Origin of the sequence: Exiguobacterium sp. R-17 (assembly GCF_049913315.1) — a bacterium.
Lineage (GTDB): Bacteria > Bacillota > Bacilli > Exiguobacteriales > Exiguobacteriaceae > Exiguobacterium_A.
In genome coordinates, this window is the sequence record NZ_CP184372.1 from 1,333,906 (window position 1) to 1,350,726 (window position 16,821).

Genomic DNA, 16,821 nt, shown 5'->3' on the forward strand with positions numbered 1-16,821 from the left:
TGTTTGACGGTAGCCATTAAAAAGAAACGAAATCAGTCTAGATAACTTTTTCTTCAATACAAAAAAGATGACCGTAGAATAAAATACGTTCATTTTTTTTGCTAAATAAAGGAAGTTTTTTCGTATAATAATTGTATAATTTTAATGGGACAACAATCATTACAGTCAAATAAGATAATTATATATGTTGGAGGAGAGGCCTGTGATACTTCCGTTCCTTGGTCATGGTGTAGGATTATTTTTGTTTACGTTAGGCATTTATTTCATCCGCTCAAAGCATGCGAAAAAGACACCGTTAGCGGGACACGGGGATAGCGTCGACAGTGTGGACTCATTCGTACTCAGTATCGTTCTGTCAATTGGCGTCATCCTATTTTGTTCATTGACCGTTAGACATTACGGTTACATCTGTGTCTTAGGTGGACTGTTCATACTATACGTGGTCAGCGCAGCATGGTGAGATCTAGAGGAATGTAGAAAGCAAGATAGAGGGAGCTCAAATCATGATTCAATTACTAAAACAAGTCGACGATCGTGTGTATCACATCGTCTTTCACCAAGAAGGGCGTACTTTATTCTGTCGGGAAGGAGTTGCCCGAAAAGAGCAAGCAGTCGATAGCGACGACATGATGGAAACGAATGAAGAGTCCGCAACGAAGCGGATCGTATTCAAAAATCCGTTTCTTGCGTATCGTCAGAAAAAAGCATGGGTACGTGAAAAATTAGACGATGGGTACAGGCGATCACCTTTTGCTCTGTCTGAAGTGATGGATTTTCGAGCCGACCGACGCATCATAAAGTTACGTATTTTAAGCGCTCTACTGATCTTGTTCAGTGGATTACTGACGCTGACTGATATCTTGCCAATTCCGGGATACATAACACTCATCGTTCTGATGATTTTCTGGCCGATGCATCTCGAAGAAAAATCTTTACGTTCTCGCATGTATCGCTGGTCAGGAGCACTTTTCATGTTCGCGTTAGCGGGCTCATCAAAAAACTATTTATCACCAATCAATCTCTCAATTAACGGAACGATCTGTCTCATCTCAGGATTCATTCTCCTGTTGTATGCGTCAGAACAACTAAAGGAACTTGCGACGAAAGGAATCACATATCATGACGAATCAACAAGCCAAGGTGATTGAGCTTAAACGCAATAATGGACAAACGACCGAGTACTGGGTTAGTTACCGGATGGGGCGTACGCTTTATCAGGTATCCGTGCAAGAACAAGCGGATGGGCAAACGGATGAAGGGGAGATCATCAAAGAACGTTTTCCGTTCTATTTCGGAATGAAAAAGCGGATGCTCGAGTTAGCAGAAGAGAAAGAAGCACTTGGTTTTAGACTGTTGACCGAAGAGGAAAAAGCAACACCTGTCATCGAGGAAGAAGAACCGACGCTCGATCCTGCTTTCTTCAAGCCAGCTATTCGTTATGCCTCGTGGATGCTTGGTCTCGGAATCCTCCTGTTTCTACTGCCTTCACCGATCATAAACGGACTCGCGTTCGGACTCGGCTTATTCGTCTGGTATGAGACGTTTGGACAAGCCGGAATGCCGCGCAACTACCAGAGATATTTCCACGGGATGCTTGCTGGATTGACGATTTTACAGGTGTTATCTGCGATTGAGTTGGAACGATTTGCTCAACCGTATTATGCGACGATTTGTGTGATTTCAGCAATTGTGTTGGTTCTTCTCGTCGTACAGCACCGTTTGGAAGAAACTGATCACATCGGTCAGGGGGAAAGTGTTCGGGTTAGGAAAATGAAGGACCATTCTGACATAGATCTTTAAAAACGTATTCATTTAACTTTCGGAAGACTGGAAGACTTTTTGATGCTGTAAAATATAGGTATCACTTAAATCATTTTAGTCAGTCTACTGAAAAGGAGAATAGGGAATGGATGTCATACCAAATGATCAATATATTTTAGAACTGATCTTACTTGTCTGGGCGATTGGTCACTCGTCATCATCATTACGCAAGCGCGAAACACACAAAGTCTAAAAAAGAGTTTGTTACGAAGTACAGTCGTAAATATCGCGTATACAGTCATTATTTCTTTGACGTGGTTTTACGCAGTAGCTATAGATGGATTCAGTCAGGTATTTGGTCTTTATTTCTTTGTAGGGATATTTTTGATTCTTGAGGTGATATTATTCGTTGTTCTCTGGATTGTTAAACGTAAAAAATCAACTATCTCTTGAGGAGTAGAATTTCATTATGAACCGTTACAATTGGATTACCCATGCTGCTGTTGGGTTAGCAATATTTGATATGAGACGACGTGCGATTGATTTATTGTCGAGGCATGTCGAGCGGTTAGATGAACCACGAGCAAGATCAAGTACGATTCTTTATATCGGGATGTTGCATCTTGAACTCGGTGAAGAGAAAGAAGCAAGTCGGTGTTTCTTAGAAGGGTTGACGATCGTCGAGTCGATGGAGCTTGCGTATGCACCGGAATTTTTAACGATGTTACGAGTGATGAAGCGATATGAAGCTTCGGAAGTTATAGAACACTGGATTCAAAACTTCACCAATCGGATTGATGATCATCCGAAATTCAAGCGAATGATAAGAGGGATAGAAGCGATAACTGATTGAACTAAATTAGCTTTCAGCGTTATCAGTAAATTTCGCGATTCTAGAACGCCATCTCTAATATAAAAGTGCTTTATCGTAAAGACTCTATTTACGAGAAGCACTTTTTTTATACTCTGAGTTAAATAAAATTGAACTTTCCGCTTTACATTTTTCTTCCAGTCCTTTACTCTACAATAAAGTTCAATTAAATTTAACCGTTGAAGAGGAGGAAGTTGGTTGAATAAACAACTATCAGCTTTGTTGCTCGGTAGGATTTTGATGAATATATCAGACAGTTTTTATATGATTGCGATCGTTTGGTTCGTCAAGACAACGACGAATTCGCCATTCCTGGTTGGATTAACGAGCACGATTGCTGTGTTACCGGTAACGATTCAATTTTTGTATGGTCCGATTATCGATCGCTATTCAAAAAAGAAGATCCTGTTTTTCTCAGGCATTGGACAAGCGATTTTAGTCGGATTCATCACTTTACTCTATTTTAACGAGACGCTCTGGATTCCATTGCTGTTCATCATGTTGTTTTTAGCGTTAACACTAGCGGAAATCTCGTATCCAACCGAAAATACACTCATCGAACGCCTGGCATCGAAAGATCAATTGACGAAGGTCAATTCGGTGTTTGCCTTTTCTTATCAAACGCTTGATTTGATTGCCGACGCGTTAGCAGGTATCGTAATTTTGTTTGTCGGTGTCGGTATCGTATTCGCTGTGAATAGTGTCGTATTGCTAGGAATCGGGTTCTTATTCTTGCTCGTACTCAAAATACCATCTCCAAAAAGAGAACAACCCATTTCCTCACGAAACTTTTGGAAACAGTATAAGCATGACTTCAAAGAAGGATACTATGTTGTCAAGCAACAAAAGAAATTATTGACCATCATTTATGGCATCATCGGAATGAATTTTCTTGCGACGATGGGACTTGCGGTGTTACCAATCATTTCTGAGACGTCAGCAGAGTATGGATTTTGGTTAGCAGCGATTTCACTTGGAACGATGATTGGAACATTGCTATCAAGTCACTTGGAGACGTTTGCTCTCAATCGTGTCATGCCGATTGCTGCGCTCTTGTCCGGACTGTTTTGGATTAGTTCGTTTTTAATGAAAGATGCTGGTCTGTTATCAATCGTCTTATTCGGAATCGCTTGGATCGGTATTGGGGTGAACAGTATATATTTATATACACTCATTCAGGTCAATCTTCCGTCTGATTATTTAGGAACAGGTTTTTCGTTTCTCTCTTCACTGTTAGGGTCGTTAAGTCCGCTTGGATATTTTGCGGGAGGGATTTTTGGAGAATGGTCTTCTAGTACAGCAATCTTATTGATCTCTGGTATCGGCTATTTTGGCTTTGCCGGTTATTTCTTAATTCATCCGACACTTAAAGCGTTAACGATACCTGTCAATACTAAATTCGAGAAGACTGCTGAAGAGAGAATAAAGGTCAATCAACATCTGTGAAACATTTTAGTTTACATAATGAAGTAGGAGAAGGAACGCATCTTCTTCTACTTTTTTTGTAATTATGCAATCGATTGCATTCGTATTCTTATTTAACATCCAGGAAAAGGAATTATATTTCTTGCGAAAAACTAGTTTTTATTTCTTAGGATTTATGTAAAAATAGAAAACAATCAACTGAGAGAATTTTTTGAAAAGTGAGCGACCAGATCATTCATCGTTTTGGAATGAGAGAGAAGTCCTCATTTTTCGAATTCTAAATATCTTATTTTTTGAAAGCCTGGAGGGGAATGTATGAAATTGTTGAAGATGTGGAACCAAATCAGTTTAGTGAAACAAATCGCGATCGGCTTGATCGTAGGGATTATTTTAGCCGTCACGATTCCTGAAGTAGCGAGTTCTTTGACCATCTTTGGAACATTATTTGTTTCCTCACTAAAGGCAGTCGCGCCGATTTTGGTCTTTTTCCTAGTTATGGCTTCGATTGTGCAACACAAAAAAGGTCAGCAAACGAATATGAAATCCATCGTCTTCTTATACCTGCTCGGTACATTTTTAGCGGGAGCAATTGCGGTCATCGTTAGTTTCTTGTTCCCGGTGACGATTACACTTAAAGAGAGCACGGAGGAATTGACAGCACCTGGGAATGCCATCGAAGTCCTGAAGACACTCGTCTTGAACATGGTCGATAACCCCGTCAATGCATTGGTCCAAGCGAACTACATCGGCATTTTGACATGGGCGATCATCTTAGGATTAGCGCTTAAAAATGCATCGGATTCAACGAAAACGTTCATCTCGAACTTCTCCGATGCACTTGCGAAAATGGTTGGATGGATTATCAAGCTTGCGCCGCTCGGCATTATGGGACTTGTCATCGGTTCGATTACAGAGAACGGTCTCTCGTCTCTTCTTGACTACGTGAGCCTGTTAGGGTTACTAATCGGCACGATGCTTGTCGTTGCACTCATCGTCAATCCATTGATCGTCTATATCAACGTCCGTCAAAATCCGTATCCGCTCGTCTTCAAATGTCTACGTGAGAGTGGGATCACGGCATTCTTCACACGCAGTTCGGCTGCGAATATCCCGGTCAACATGGAATTATCCAAAAAGCTTGGACTTGATAAAGAGACATACGGTATCTCGATTCCGCTTGGTGCGACAATCAATATGGCAGGGGCTGCCATCACGATTTCCGTATTGACGCTAGCAGCTGTCAATACGCTTGGTATTCAAGTCGATCTTCCAACAGCCATCATCTTAAGTGTCCTCGCTGCCGTCTGTGCGTGTGGCGCCTCTGGTGTTGCTGGTGGATCGCTTCTCTTGATTCCACTCGCGTGTAGCTTATTCGGGATTCCGAATGACGTTGCGATGCAAGTCGTTGCTGTAGGATTTGTCATCGGTGTGTTGCAAGATTCATTTGAGACAGCATTAAACTCGTCGACAGATGTCTTGTTCACTGCGACAGCTGAATATCGAAAACGGTTGAAAGAAGGCGAACACCTCTCGATTAATCGTCAATCGATGAATGAGGAAGTAGCAGAAAAAGTCGTTAACGGCTGATCAGATTCGCTATTATCTTAATAAGAAAAGGCATCCCAGTTGAGGATGCCTTTTCTTATAGACAACCCTCGTTTCGTGATTGAAATAAGGGGTTTCTACAAGTTGTAATCCATTTAACCTTCTCCTAAAGCAACGTATTTTTTTAATTTCCCTTTAAAACTCACTAAAAGAATTTCATTCCTTTCTTTCGTAGAGTATATGACGGTACCCTTTGAGAGCTTCGTAGCAGTTCCATTATCAAAATCGTATTGATCAGAACTCATTTTCTTGATTTCTCCGACTTTTTTACTCTTAGTGACTTCTGTTTTCTCTGCCCATTTTACATCTGATTTGTAGATCGTATCATTTAGTTGAAAAATGTCAGCAGTAGAATCTTCTCCTAATACGTCTAGTGCTGTCGGTTTTTCACTTGTATGTTGCATTTCTACTTCATTACTACAAGCAGCCAATGGCCATACAGTTATTATCGAGAGAGCGCATAACAAAACGATTCTTTTCATGACATAACCTCTTTCTCGTTTTTGTAAGTTACTCCATGTCGACCATTTAACAACGGACTATCGGCAAACCAGGTCACAGGTTTCTGTTGTTGTTCCATTCGTTTTAAATCCTGTCCGATGTATGCCCATCTGCTCACGAAACAGTCAAAGTGGGGTTCACCTGTAGCGCGAGAGTTTCAGGAAATCGTCTTGGGACAATTCTTGAAGTCAGAGTGAATCAATTATCTTGACCCAGACTTGATAATAGATTTCTTCATCGAGGTGGACCGTTGCCGAACATACACGATAATCTGAGTTTTCCGCTAGATAAAAAGCAAGAATTGATGCGACTTTAAAGTCAGGGGTGCAATAACCGGTGATTGAGCGACCATGGATCTCATTCGTGATCGAGTCCGCCCAAACTTCGGCTTCACGGAATGTCTCGAACTGAAGCATCTCTTCCTTCCAACGAATCGACATCTGCATGTCCTCCTCTACTGTAGTTAATGTTATTATATGGAAGAAACAGTGTGTTACTCAAGGGGGAACGTCAGACATGAGTCGTTTTGGAATTCATCGGGAAGAAATCAATCCGCCGCTCGGTGCCACCTTCATCGGTTATCACCGAGAAGTTGGTATTGCAAGCATACACGATCCGCTATATGTCACAGCGAGCATCTTTGAGAGCGAGCAGACGACATCGATTTTTGTCAGCATCTATAACATCGGTTTGCTCGTCGCAGATACCGATACCATTCGTGAAGGTATCGCAGAGAGTCTAGACGTCTCGAAGGAACAGATCACGGTCGTTTACACGCATACGCATTCGGGACCAGCGACAGCGGGAGACGAGCCGTTGACCGTCGCCTATAAAACGATTTTGACGCAACAAGCGATCGTATCTGCCGTCAAAGCAAACGAAGCGATGCAACCGGTCGAGATGGGTTGGGGTGTGACGTCTGGACAACTCGGCGTCAACCGACGGGAGAAAAGGAATGGTCACGCGGTGATGGGGACGGATCCGCTTGGGGTGACGGATGACCGAATCGGGACCCTGTTGGTTCGCCGTGCCAATGATGCGGGTCTCATCGGAGCCTTCGTTTTCTGTACAGCGCATCCGAACGTCTTGAAATCAGACAGTGTCGTCTTATCCGGTGATTATCCGGGTGTCGCTTGAACGATACTCGAACAGGCACTCGGCTGTCCGGTCGTGATTGTCCAAGGGGCGACGGGGAACATCAATGCGAAATATCGCGGTGACCTAGCAAGTCTACAGAAGATGGCGTTTGCTCTAAGTGGACACGTCTTGACGACGATTCCAGACGTATCGTTTCAACCGTTAACGCACCACCGGATTCAGTCATGCATTCATCCGATGCGCTTAACAGAAATACCAAAGATGAACAAATTACAAGACATGGCAACTTACGCTGAACAGACTTGGGGCGTCAGCGCAGCGCGCTGGTTAGCGTACGTTCAAGAGCAATCGGGAACAACACTCACCATCCCGGTCGAAGTTCAATTGTTTGAACTAAATGAAGGTTCGTTCTCAGGCATCCCGATGGAGCCGTTCTGTGAGACAGCGCTACAGATAAAGCGGATGCGTCAAACGGAACTCGCCTTCTTCGGAGGCTATACGAACGGTTACATCGGTTATTTGCCGACAGCGGAAGAACATCCGTATGGTGGGTACGAAGTGGCAATCAATCCCGTCGTCTACGGTCCGGTGACGGGTCTTTGGATGCCACCTGTACCGGAAACGGCAAACGACATCGTGCATCGTATCCGACAACTCTATGAAACGAACAACAACCCGGCTTCTCTCGTCTGAGAGGCCGGGTTGTTATGATGACGACTTGATTTTTTTGATGATCCAGAATAAAGCGAAAACAAATCCGCATGTTAGGAAGATGAATAAAAAGAGCAGAATGAGTAAGTTAGAGATTTGTAACATTTAAGACCTCCATAAATAGGTACAGCTAGATTTTCGAACTTTTCGAATAGTAATAGAGTAACATAGTAATTAACAAAATATAGGGAAATAGGTTGTTGTTTTAGATATTTCTTAATTTATTTACTTATTATATAAAAATAAGTTATTTTATTACATTTAAAAAGAGGGGGAATATCATGATCATCAAAAGATTTATTCTTAGTTTTGTCATCACTTATTTATTCCTCAGTTTGCTTTTATCCTTTAGCATCGGATATACGATAGATTGGATTCCCGAAGCAACTTTGACTCAAAAGATAAAAGGGTACGTCATTGAAGAGTTCACTCGTTTCAAAATTATAAAGCCTTTGATTGCTGCAGGTGTAAGTACTGGGTACAGCCTACTCTACTTAAAACAAAGGTCATCGAGTTTATCAAAGCATTGATTTCCTTTATTTTGAAACTTTTCTTTGTGTGATTCGTTTATTAGAATGAGAACGAGCCAACGTATTGGGGGAAATAAAAATGAAAAAGACAGTTGGTGCAATCATTTTAGCGAGCGGCATGGTGATACTCGGTGGTTGCGGAACAGCAGCAACGCAAACCAATTTATTCGATCAACAAGGTACATATCTAGGCGATAACAGTGACGTACGCGACATCGTTCAACAGCTACCTCACGGTGATCATTTAAAGAAGATGGAACTGTCGACAAAGGACAAGCCATATCAACTGACGTTGCGTTACGGTGGATATACAGAAGGACAGGTCGAGCAAAAAAGTAATCGCACGGCAATCTATAATGCGACGGCACTGTTCACACTGATTCCGAATGTCGATCAAGTCAACATGACGATCGAAGATGCTTCGTATCACTTCACGAAACAAGAGCTACGCGATTGGTATGGAAAGGACTTTACAACTTACAATAATGAAAAAGCCTTAAAGGCATTCACGAAGCCTTTTATTGAGGATGAACGGAAAGTAAAAGAAATACTAAATTGAAACGAAAAGTGGAAGTAGATGAAATGATCATCTCTTCCACTTTTTTTAATATTGATTATTTTCCTGGCTTCGTCTTGTAGAAGCTGTAGAAGACGCTGATCAAGATGACGAGGACGATCGTACCGAGCGACATCCAGATTGGCATTTTGTAAACGTCACCGAGGATCATCTTCGCTCCGATGAAGACGAGCATGAAGCTAAGACCGTGTTTCAAGTAGTAGAAGCGATCAATCAAGTTCGCGAGGACGAAGTAGAGACTACGGAGTCCAAGGATGGCCATGATGTTCGCATAGAAGATGATGAACGGATCACGCGAGTACGCGAAGCTTGCAGCGACCGAGTCGACGGCGAAGACGATATCTGATACTTCGATGAAGAGCAGTGTGATTAAGAGTGGCGTGAATAACAGCTTCCCATCAATCCGTTTCGCGAACTTACCAGACGAGATGTCTTGCGTGATCGGTAAACGTTTCTCTAACCAACGAATCGTTTTGTTGTCTTCAAGCGACGTCTCTTGTCCGATGTTCTTGTACATCATCCAACCTGTGTAGACGAGGAACGCTCCGAAGATGTAGTACACCCAAGCAAAGTTCTCAAGCAATGAGACACCAGCGATAATGAAGATGACGCGGAAGAAGATTGCACCAAGAATACCCCAGAACAAGACTTTGTGCTGGTACTTCAATGGAATCGCGAAGTACGCGAAGACGAGTGAGAAGACAAAAACGTTATCGATTGCAAGAGCCTTCTCGATGAAGTACACGCTCGTATATTCGACAGCAGCAGCGCTACCTTGATCAATGTAGAGCCAGCCACCGAAGGCGACAGCGATCGCGATCCAGACGAACGTCCACGTCCAAGCCTCCCGAAGCGAAACTTCATGTGCCTTGCGATGAAAGACTCCAAGGTCAAGGGCGAGCATGATGAAAACGATGGCTAGAAAAGCAATGAGTAGTGTCAACAGCGCTTCCTCCTTTAAGGTGATTAGTTATCTTGAATTAATTATAAGTTCATAAGAACTCAAAAGTAAAGAGGTAAGTGTGCTCTTTTTTATAATTGTGAACAAAATCAAAAAAACACTGCTCATGCGAACAGTGCTTTTGGCGGATTATGTGAGTGGTGGAAAATGCGGTACGACGAAATAGCGAACGTATCGATGATTGTAGCCGAGCTCATCGTACACTCATGCGATCGTTAAGCATAAAAATCTTCTTTTACTGCAGTTCGAGACGACGTGAGAAATCAGTCAAGATGACGGCAAGAATGACCATGATCCCGCCGACCCATGGCGTGTGGACGAGTCCGATCGTATCGGTGACGAGACCACCGATCGTTGCGCCGAGTGCGATGCCGATGTTGAAAGCTGCGATATTTAAGGCAGAGGCGACATCGACTGCTGCTGGGACGTATTTTTCAGCCAACTGGACGATATAGAGCTGGAGTCCAGGGACGTTCATGAAGGCAAGAAGTCCCATCAAGATGATCCCGATGATGCCAGCGACCTTGAACGGAATCATGAATGAGAGGGCAATCATGACAATGGCATGGATGATGAACATATAAAACAATGCTTTAATCGGATTACCATTCGCGAGTTTTCCGCCAACCGTGTTCCCGATTGCGACGGCGATTCCGTAGACGAGCAGAATGATACTGATTAAGCTCGGACTGATTTTCGTGACGTCCTGCATGATCGGCGTTAAATAAGTAAACGCGACGAACGTCCCACCGTAACCGAGGGCAGTGATTAAGAAACCGAGCATCAAGCCTCCGTTCGTCAACAGTTTGAACATGTCGGAGAACTTCGCAGGTGGTGATTGTTTCAAGTCTTTTGGAATCAAGAAGAAGCTTGCGATGATTGCAATGATTCCGAGTGCAGCAACCGCAAAGAACGTCGCGCGCCAGCCGAACGATTGACCAATGAATGTACCAAGCGGGACACCCGTGACGGTCGCGACCGTCAGACCGGTAAACATCAAGGCGATGGCACTTGCTTTTTTATGCTCCGGTACGAGCTGAACAGCAATCGTCGCACCAATCGAGAAGAAGACACCGTGCGAGAACGCCGTGATGAAACGGGCAACGATCAACAATTCAAATGTCGGTGAGATGGCGGAGATCAAGTTACCGGCGATGAAGACGACCATCAATGCCATCAGTAACGTTTTCCGGTTCATCCGGTTCGTCAATGCCGTCAAAATAGGTGCTCCGACAGCAACGCCAATTGCGTAACCAGAGATGATGAGACCAGCGAGTGTGATACCGATATTTAAGTCACCAGCAATCGCTGCGAGCAGTCCGACAGGAACGAATTCCGTCGTACCGATCCCAAAGGCGCTGATTGCTAAGGCAAATAGGGCAAGTCCGCCGTTTCTTGGAGCCTGTTCCTCCTGTACCTGTTGATTTAATTGATTCATGGGGATTCCTCCTAAAATGATTTCAGTAGGGATCGTATTCAGTGGGCCCGACCAAACACGATCCGATTGACATGACCCCAGCATAACGGGGGTTGTTCCTTTCGGGAAGTACGTACTTTAAAGTGCGATAGGCACTAAAAAGTACCCTACTCGTTCTTTTAGATGCAAGGTCTAAAAGGAGGTTGTACTTTCCGTTGACAATTGCTATCATATAGCCAGCCAATCCGCTTGGGAAGTACGCACTTTCAAGTACGATAGGCACTAAAAAGTGCCTATGTCCTCAACGGAATCACGAAAGGATGGAACATATATGGCATACAATATCCCGGTCGAAGCAACACTTGAAGTCATCGGTGGAAAGTGGAAGGTCGTCATTATGTGTCATTTAATCAAAGGCGAGCGTCGGACAAGTGAGCTCCGTAAGCTGATGCCGACGATTACGCAAAAGATGCTGACGCAACAATTACGGGAGTTAGAAGAAGACGGTGTCATCATCCGGACGGTCTTTGAACAAGTCCCACCAAAAGTCGTTTACTCGTTATCTGAGTACGGCTGGTCGCTGAAGCCGATTCTTGACGCGATGTGCGCATGGGGTGAAGGACATATCAATTTGACAGGCGGAGAGGTTGTTTCGTCTTAATCGCCAGAAATAAGGTTCGACATTATGGTCGATCCTTTTTTTGCGCTCAAATTGTCTGGAAATAAATAAGTTGTACAGTAAGTGATCGTTAGAAAAATCTTTTATTATATTTACTCCATCAACTGTGAAAAATCCTTAAATTTTTTGGGCGGTTTTTATCAGATATCAATAAAACAAGTCAATAAAGTACTAGTATTGAGTAATCCCTTGATAAGAAAGTCATGAATACTACATAATCGATTTGAGTCTATAGGACGGGTTCCTGATTTTGGAATATTTGTTACGATCAAGTGGAAGAAAGTTTTAATTTTCTCTTTCAAGAACTAATGCCATGTTTCATCAGAGTGAATGACTTTCTATCTTGACAGAGAAAGGAGGAGTTCGGATGTCTGCTATGTTCGTGTCGTATCAATTATCTTTGGAAGAAAAGTTCTTCAACATGATCGAAAACAAATGGTTCTGGATGGTTTTCGCTCTTGTCATTTTAGTAGGAGTATTTGCATATGCGTTCTATTGCACAAGCCGAGGTTATAGCTTTAATGGAAACGTGAAATTAAACTGGCCAAAGTTCTGGCAAATGGGAATTGGCTGTAAAGCCTCGTAACGTACTTAACTGGCGGGGGCTCATAGAGCTCCCGCTTCTTTCAGGAGGTAGAAACATGATTGAAATCGATGGTTTGACAAAATCATTTAAAAAGAATCGCGTTATCGATGCGTTATCAGCATCATTTTCTTCAACGGGTGTCTCTGTCATAGTTGGAACAAATGGCAGTGGAAAGACGACACTACTGAATATGTTGACGAATTTGCTAGAAGCTGACGGTGGCGGCATTCGAATTGATGGTATTACACCTGGTAGTCAGGCATACAAATCTAAATTTTTCTATCTTCCTTCTGACTTTTATTTACCGGGCTACATGACTGGTAAGGAATATGTACAGTTCGTTTTGAGTCGATATGAGACAAGTGAAGAGGATAAAGCTCCTCTTTTAATAGACTTACTCGATTTGGCGGACGGTCAAAATAAAACCATTGAGTCGTATTCCTTTGGTATGAAGAAAAAAATTCAAATTGTCGCAGCGATTGCTGCCAATACTGACTATATAATTGCTGATGAAATTTTCGGCGGACTTGATTTTGATACGTCTTTACTCGTTCAGGAACTGTTTGCAGCAGTCAGCACAACGAAAAAAGTGATTATCGTCTCTCATGAACGAAATACGATTGATCGTTTTCCAGAAGATATACGACTTATGAGACAAGGATCACTTGTCAATTTTGAAGGAACTCCAGAGAAATTGACGGATGTTATTAAACAAGAGGAGGTCTTACGTGAAAAGCTCGACATCGTCAGCAAACATTTTATGTCTACTGAAATTCTTCTATAATGATACGTTTCATGGACTTTTCAATCGTCCTTTTTTTAAAAGTCGGATGAATCGGTACGGGTTAGGTATTCTTCTAATTGGCATCTATCTTGGATACTTTTATCTGAACATGGTTCAGCTCTCCACCCTATCGAATAATGCAGTGGAAGCAGATGAGACAACACGCTTGCTGGCAGGGAAGATGACACTCAGTAGTTATTTTAATGTCGTCTTTATTTTAGGTACTTTTATGTTCATTTTAATTAATGGAACCGTCTCATTGAATCGGAACTCTTTATTTTTTGCGAAGACACTTCCATTCTCAGAAAGAGAAGTTAATATCAGCCAACGGTTATTTAAACTCTCTGTTGCCCTAGTCTTTTTCGAATTACTGATGATCATCGTTGCACCAGCGCTGAAACTAATTCCTATGCGCTTGGGAACGGCACTGCTTGTTTTAATAACACTCCATACTGTATTCATCAGCAGCTTTTGGTTATTGGATTGTCTCCATGCAACAGTATTGCATCGTGTAACAGGCATCAAGCGTACTATTTTCAGTTTCATTCTTGATCTAGTATTGGCGGGTCTCGTGACACTTCATTTATTAAAAACACGATTTCAGGTTGATGTATGGGTTAGTACGTTACCGTATTCGATTTTAACGATCACGCTAGTTATGTTGATGACGAGTCTTGTCGTTGGCACGATTGCCTATACTCTTCATGCAGTTTTCTTTGCTCGAAACCATTTGTATGTCCGGCAGAATTACTTCAAGTTAGGATTGCCTGCTTTCAATATTGGTTTAGCGACTACCATGCCTGCCATCATCCGAAGTAAAAACTTTCTGTACTTTTGGGCATTACTTGGTGTGATGTCAATCGGAGCATGGTACCAAGTCGGGTGGGGGGGAACTTTTCAACTCTGGTTGTTCTTATTGCCGATACTTGGAGTAGTGACGATTACATATGCAGACGCAACATTAGCAGTTAGAAAGTTGTATGGACTGTACCGGATCCATCCCTTGATGGAACTCATGTCACTCCTTGCTGTCGCCATCATCTTGATGGCACCTGCACTATATGTCGGTATCATTGAGACAAACAGTTTGAATCCATATATGTATGGAATCAATATCTTTTTCGCGGCTACAATTGCAGGATTTTTATTTCCGAAATCTCAAAGTAATATCAATGAGACGATTGCATCCGTGTTGACGATCATTTTAATTGTCTTACTGTCTGTCCTCGTCAGTATCGATGGGGCATTGTATCCGACATTAGCGATCTTACTTGGTGTTTTATATCTTATCTTAAAGAAGGAATACGAGGTGGCAAAATGAAAATCACGAAATTAATTGGTGTTGGTACTGTTTTGTGGGCAATTATTTTTTTAGTCGATTATATTTATGAATTGTTTCAAATCAATGAAACGAGTGTCGTGACGACGATGACAGGATTAAAAATTACAACGGTAATGACAAAAGAAGAATTGAATACACACTTCGCGTTGACACTTCAAGCGCTTGTTCTCTATTTGGTATTTATCGTTTTATTCACATTGTTTGGTGTCTTCTTACAGAAGCGGCGAACGTTAGCGCGTCATGACAGCTGAGACAGTTCTGCATCTTATCAGCTATATTCTTCTGATATTCATTGTCGTAGCGATACACGAAATGATCCATTTATTGTTCGCATGGGTGTTTCGACGGCGACCGACAGTGAAACTCGATCGATTTTTAACGCCAATCGTCCGCTATGAGAATAATCAGAATGACTGGCAAAATTTAATCATTGCTGCTTCTGCACCTGCGATTTTATTTTCGTTCGGTATTTGGATAGAAGGAGATGGCGGTGGATGGGTCTTAGTTAAAATTTTATGTTTATCAAATGTATTTAATTTTTTCCCGGTGACAACAGACGGCCAGATGATCCTGTTATCTTGCTTAAGAATGATTAGAAAAGAACAGCGCAGAAATGACGCTCTGTAATATTTGTGCATTTCTATGCAAATAACCCCTCATTCCTCGAGCGGAATGAGGGGTTATTTACATGGAAAAGATTCTAGCGAAGATAAATTTGGTATCCGGCGTTATTTTTGAGCGATATACCTCTTTTGATCGAAATCATATTTAAATGCAACGATCATTAATGCATCACCCGTTGGATTTCGATACGAGTAGAGAAGCGTCCCCTGTTTTTCTCGGTACACGACTGTGCCTTCAGCATAGACTTCTCCAATCGTAGAGTAATCTTCTGTATGATGAAGCGTCATGACACCAAGTCCTATACCTGAAAGAACACGATCGACGTCAGCTAGCGTCATGCCGGGCTTGATCTTCTTTCCAGGTAAGAGTCGTTTCTTTGACGGTGTTTTAGGGATGTATTCCTTCTCTGCAAGGTATAAGGTGTGACCGTTTTGTTTCGTCTTGAAAATCAGATGCATTCTTTGCTTAAACCAATGATCGTCTGTTACTTCATAGGGATAAAAGGCAAAAGCGTACAAAGCATAGTCATCTTCAATTTCTCGTAATGCAGCTTTTTGTTTGAGTGTTGTGACGCCGTGTTCTTTCTTTATGTATTTCCTATACGATTTTCCGTAGAGCGATTTTGCAACGTTTGTCGCGGTCATGCCGAGTTTTAGCTTCTTGTAAGATGCATACTCCTTTGTTGCTGCGTCGACAGAATGAGGTGCGAAAACAGCACCAATCATCGAAAGTGTGAACAGAAGCGCGAAGAGTACTTTCAACTGAACACGGTGTGACTTTTTCGGACGTATCATCATAATTGTGTCTCCTTTGATGAGCTTATTAAAAACCGTGCGATTCTTTTCGTTTGAGATACCAGAGTAGTCCTGTGGTAATGCAAAGACCCATCGCACCTAGTATTCCGATGTACAAGAAACCAATGAGATCATTTCCGATATTCTTTTGAAAAAAATAGGATGAACCAAAAATCGCAGTGGCAAGCATGAAAATATTGCGTAGATGGCGAAGTATTTGGAGCATTGTGGACAATCCCTTCTGATTCAGTTGTCTGCTCGACGGATTTCAATCGCGACAGCCGAGTCCTTTGCAAACGTCACTTGAATCGTGTCACCCGTCTGAATGTCAGCCGTGTTATCTGTTTTGCCATACACGATCGTATCCGTTGTGACGCGAATCTTTGTCAAAGCATACTGTTCGTCCGGTTTTTGTTCACTCGGAGCAACAAACAGCGTGTCACCAACAATCTGTTCGACGATGCGTGCATCATCCTGATGTGTACAGGCACCAAGCGGCATACAAAGGAATAGAATAAAAGCGAAAAGCCAACGACGCGTCGGCATGAACCAGGC

19 protein-coding genes and 1 pseudogene are annotated in these 16,821 nt (G+C 42.5%); 14 read left to right on the forward strand and 6 right to left on the reverse strand.

Going from position 1 to position 16,821, the window contains the following annotated elements; translation table 11 throughout:
• Positions 1 to 202: 202 nt before the first annotated feature.
• From ACN9MT_RS06970 to sstT, 6 genes are all read left to right on the forward strand, one after another.
• Positions 203 to 460, forward strand: coding sequence for a hypothetical protein (locus tag ACN9MT_RS06970; protein ID WP_426273155.1), 258 nt, complete (start codon positions 203 to 205; stop codon positions 458 to 460).
• 43 nt (positions 461 to 503) lie between these two features.
• Positions 504 to 1,148: a hypothetical protein gene (locus ACN9MT_RS06975; RefSeq protein WP_426273157.1), complete on the forward strand. Its 645-nt coding sequence runs from the start codon at positions 504 to 506 to the stop codon at positions 1,146 to 1,148.
• Positions 1,120 to 1,800, forward strand: a complete 681-nt coding sequence (locus tag ACN9MT_RS06980; protein WP_426273159.1) for a hypothetical protein — start codon at positions 1,120 to 1,122, stop codon at positions 1,798 to 1,800. The genes ACN9MT_RS06975 and ACN9MT_RS06980 overlap by 29 nt, the downstream gene beginning before the upstream one ends.
• Positions 1,801 to 2,230: 430 nt before the next feature.
• The gene (locus tag ACN9MT_RS06985; RefSeq protein ID WP_375091640.1) at positions 2,231 to 2,614 is read left to right on the forward strand and encodes a hypothetical protein; all 384 of its coding nucleotides are present in this window, start codon (positions 2,231 to 2,233) and stop codon (positions 2,612 to 2,614) included.
• A 216-nt stretch (positions 2,615 to 2,830) separates the two neighbouring features.
• Positions 2,831 to 4,078, forward strand: coding sequence for an MFS transporter (locus ACN9MT_RS06990; protein ID WP_426273161.1), 1,248 nt, complete (start codon positions 2,831 to 2,833; stop codon positions 4,076 to 4,078).
• A 294-nt stretch (positions 4,079 to 4,372) separates the two neighbouring features.
• Positions 4,373 to 5,644 carry a serine/threonine transporter SstT gene (sstT, locus tag ACN9MT_RS06995; RefSeq protein ID WP_426273163.1) on the forward strand — a complete coding sequence of 424 codons (1,272 nt, stop codon included), beginning with the start codon at positions 4,373 to 4,375 and terminating at the stop codon, positions 5,642 to 5,644.
• Between the two features lie 113 nt (positions 5,645 to 5,757).
• Here sstT and ACN9MT_RS07000 read toward each other — a convergent pair whose 3' ends face one another.
• Together ACN9MT_RS07000 and ACN9MT_RS07005 are read right to left on the reverse strand one after the other, a co-directional pair.
• A complete protein-coding gene (locus ACN9MT_RS07000) occupies positions 5,758 to 6,144 on the reverse strand; it encodes a hypothetical protein (protein ID WP_426273165.1) in 387 nt (128 codons plus the stop codon).
• A gap of 207 nt (positions 6,145 to 6,351) precedes the next feature.
• A complete protein-coding gene (locus ACN9MT_RS07005) occupies positions 6,352 to 6,603 on the reverse strand; it encodes a hypothetical protein (protein WP_426273167.1) in 252 nt (83 codons plus the stop codon).
• Positions 6,604 to 6,679: 76 nt separating this feature from the next.
• On the opposite strand from ACN9MT_RS07005, the pseudogene ACN9MT_RS07010 reads away from it, so the two are divergent.
• The 3 genes and pseudogenes from ACN9MT_RS07010 (at position 6,680) to ACN9MT_RS07020 (ending at position 9,061) form a co-directional block, all read left to right on the forward strand.
• Positions 6,680 to 7,954 (forward strand): annotated as a pseudogene (locus ACN9MT_RS07010) (neutral/alkaline non-lysosomal ceramidase N-terminal domain-containing protein).
• Positions 7,955 to 8,253: 299 nt separating this feature from the next.
• Entirely contained in the window at positions 8,254 to 8,502 is a 249-nt protein-coding gene (locus ACN9MT_RS07015; RefSeq protein WP_426273169.1) for a hypothetical protein, read from the forward strand.
• A 79-nt stretch (positions 8,503 to 8,581) separates the two neighbouring features.
• Positions 8,582 to 9,061, forward strand: coding sequence for a DUF4825 domain-containing protein (locus ACN9MT_RS07020; protein WP_426273171.1), 480 nt, complete (start codon positions 8,582 to 8,584; stop codon positions 9,059 to 9,061).
• A 55-nt stretch (positions 9,062 to 9,116) separates the two neighbouring features.
• On the opposite strand, the gene ACN9MT_RS07025 is transcribed toward ACN9MT_RS07020, so the two are convergent.
• Positions 9,117 to 10,022, reverse strand: a complete 906-nt coding sequence (locus ACN9MT_RS07025; RefSeq protein WP_426273173.1) for a TerC family protein — start codon at positions 10,020 to 10,022, stop codon at positions 9,117 to 9,119.
• A 253-nt stretch (positions 10,023 to 10,275) separates the two neighbouring features.
• Positions 10,276 to 11,478 carry an MFS transporter gene (locus ACN9MT_RS07030; protein ID WP_426273175.1) on the reverse strand — a complete coding sequence of 401 codons (1,203 nt, stop codon included), beginning with the start codon at positions 11,476 to 11,478 and terminating at the stop codon, positions 10,276 to 10,278.
• A gap of 310 nt (positions 11,479 to 11,788) precedes the next feature.
• Between ACN9MT_RS07030 and ACN9MT_RS07035 the strand changes: the two genes are divergently transcribed.
• The 5 genes from ACN9MT_RS07035 to ACN9MT_RS07055 all read left to right on the forward strand — a co-directional run bounded on the left by ACN9MT_RS07035 (position 11,789) and on the right by ACN9MT_RS07055 (position 15,475).
• Entirely contained in the window at positions 11,789 to 12,118 is a 330-nt protein-coding gene (locus ACN9MT_RS07035) for a winged helix-turn-helix transcriptional regulator (protein WP_290757946.1), read from the forward strand.
• Between the two features lie 659 nt (positions 12,119 to 12,777).
• Positions 12,778 to 13,506 carry an ATP-binding cassette domain-containing protein gene (locus ACN9MT_RS07040; protein WP_426273177.1) on the forward strand — a complete coding sequence of 243 codons (729 nt, stop codon included), beginning with the start codon at positions 12,778 to 12,780 and terminating at the stop codon, positions 13,504 to 13,506.
• Positions 13,451 to 14,827 carry a hypothetical protein gene (locus tag ACN9MT_RS07045; RefSeq protein ID WP_426273179.1) on the forward strand — a complete coding sequence of 459 codons (1,377 nt, stop codon included), beginning with the start codon at positions 13,451 to 13,453 and terminating at the stop codon, positions 14,825 to 14,827. Before ACN9MT_RS07040 ends, ACN9MT_RS07045 begins: the two co-directional genes overlap by 56 nt.
• On the forward strand, positions 14,824 to 15,099 hold the full coding sequence (locus ACN9MT_RS07050) for a hypothetical protein (RefSeq protein WP_035408250.1): 276 nt from the start codon (positions 14,824 to 14,826) through the stop codon (positions 15,097 to 15,099). Before ACN9MT_RS07045 ends, ACN9MT_RS07050 begins: the two co-directional genes overlap by 4 nt.
• A complete protein-coding gene (locus ACN9MT_RS07055) occupies positions 15,089 to 15,475 on the forward strand; it encodes a DUF3267 domain-containing protein (RefSeq protein ID WP_290773723.1) in 387 nt (128 codons plus the stop codon). Before ACN9MT_RS07050 ends, ACN9MT_RS07055 begins: the two co-directional genes overlap by 11 nt.
• A 101-nt stretch (positions 15,476 to 15,576) precedes the next feature.
• On the opposite strand, the gene ACN9MT_RS07060 is transcribed toward ACN9MT_RS07055, so the two are convergent.
• Both ACN9MT_RS07060 and ACN9MT_RS07065 read right to left on the reverse strand, forming a co-directional pair.
• Entirely contained in the window at positions 15,577 to 16,269 is a 693-nt protein-coding gene (locus ACN9MT_RS07060) for a hypothetical protein (protein ID WP_290787145.1), read from the reverse strand.
• A 243-nt stretch (positions 16,270 to 16,512) separates the two neighbouring features.
• Complete coding sequence (locus ACN9MT_RS07065) at positions 16,513 to 16,812, reverse strand: hypothetical protein (protein ID WP_329470836.1); 300 nt, start codon at positions 16,810 to 16,812, stop codon at positions 16,513 to 16,515.
• Positions 16,813 to 16,821: the final 9 nt, after the last annotated feature.

Coding starts and splice junctions, on each gene's coding strand:
- ACN9MT_RS06975 (WP_426273157.1), top strand. CDS start 504: ATGATTCAATTACTAAAACAAGTCGACGATCGTGTGTATCACATCGTC.
- ACN9MT_RS06980 (WP_426273159.1), top strand. CDS start 1,120: ATGACGAATCAACAAGCCAAGGTGATTGAGCTTAAACGCAATAATGGA.
- ACN9MT_RS06985 (WP_375091640.1), top strand. CDS start 2,231: ATGAACCGTTACAATTGGATTACCCATGCTGCTGTTGGGTTAGCAATA.
- sstT (WP_426273163.1), top strand. CDS start 4,373: ATGAAATTGTTGAAGATGTGGAACCAAATCAGTTTAGTGAAACAAATC.
- ACN9MT_RS07000 (WP_426273165.1), bottom strand. CDS start 6,144: ATGAAAAGAATCGTTTTGTTATGCGCTCTCTCGATAATAACTGTATGG.
- ACN9MT_RS07005 (WP_426273167.1), bottom strand. CDS start 6,603: ATGTCGATTCGTTGGAAGGAAGAGATGCTTCAGTTCGAGACATTCCGT.
- ACN9MT_RS07015 (WP_426273169.1), top strand. CDS start 8,254: ATGATCATCAAAAGATTTATTCTTAGTTTTGTCATCACTTATTTATTC.
- ACN9MT_RS07020 (WP_426273171.1), top strand. CDS start 8,582: ATGAAAAAGACAGTTGGTGCAATCATTTTAGCGAGCGGCATGGTGATA.
- ACN9MT_RS07030 (WP_426273175.1), bottom strand. CDS start 11,478: ATGAATCAATTAAATCAACAGGTACAGGAGGAACAGGCTCCAAGAAAC.
- ACN9MT_RS07035 (WP_290757946.1), top strand. CDS start 11,789: ATGGCATACAATATCCCGGTCGAAGCAACACTTGAAGTCATCGGTGGA.
- ACN9MT_RS07040 (WP_426273177.1), top strand. CDS start 12,778: ATGATTGAAATCGATGGTTTGACAAAATCATTTAAAAAGAATCGCGTT.
- ACN9MT_RS07050 (WP_035408250.1), top strand. CDS start 14,824: ATGAAAATCACGAAATTAATTGGTGTTGGTACTGTTTTGTGGGCAATT.
- ACN9MT_RS07055 (WP_290773723.1), top strand. CDS start 15,089: ATGACAGCTGAGACAGTTCTGCATCTTATCAGCTATATTCTTCTGATA.
- ACN9MT_RS07060 (WP_290787145.1), bottom strand. CDS start 16,269: ATGATGATACGTCCGAAAAAGTCACACCGTGTTCAGTTGAAAGTACTC.
- ACN9MT_RS07065 (WP_329470836.1), bottom strand. CDS start 16,812: ATGCCGACGCGTCGTTGGCTTTTCGCTTTTATTCTATTCCTTTGTATG.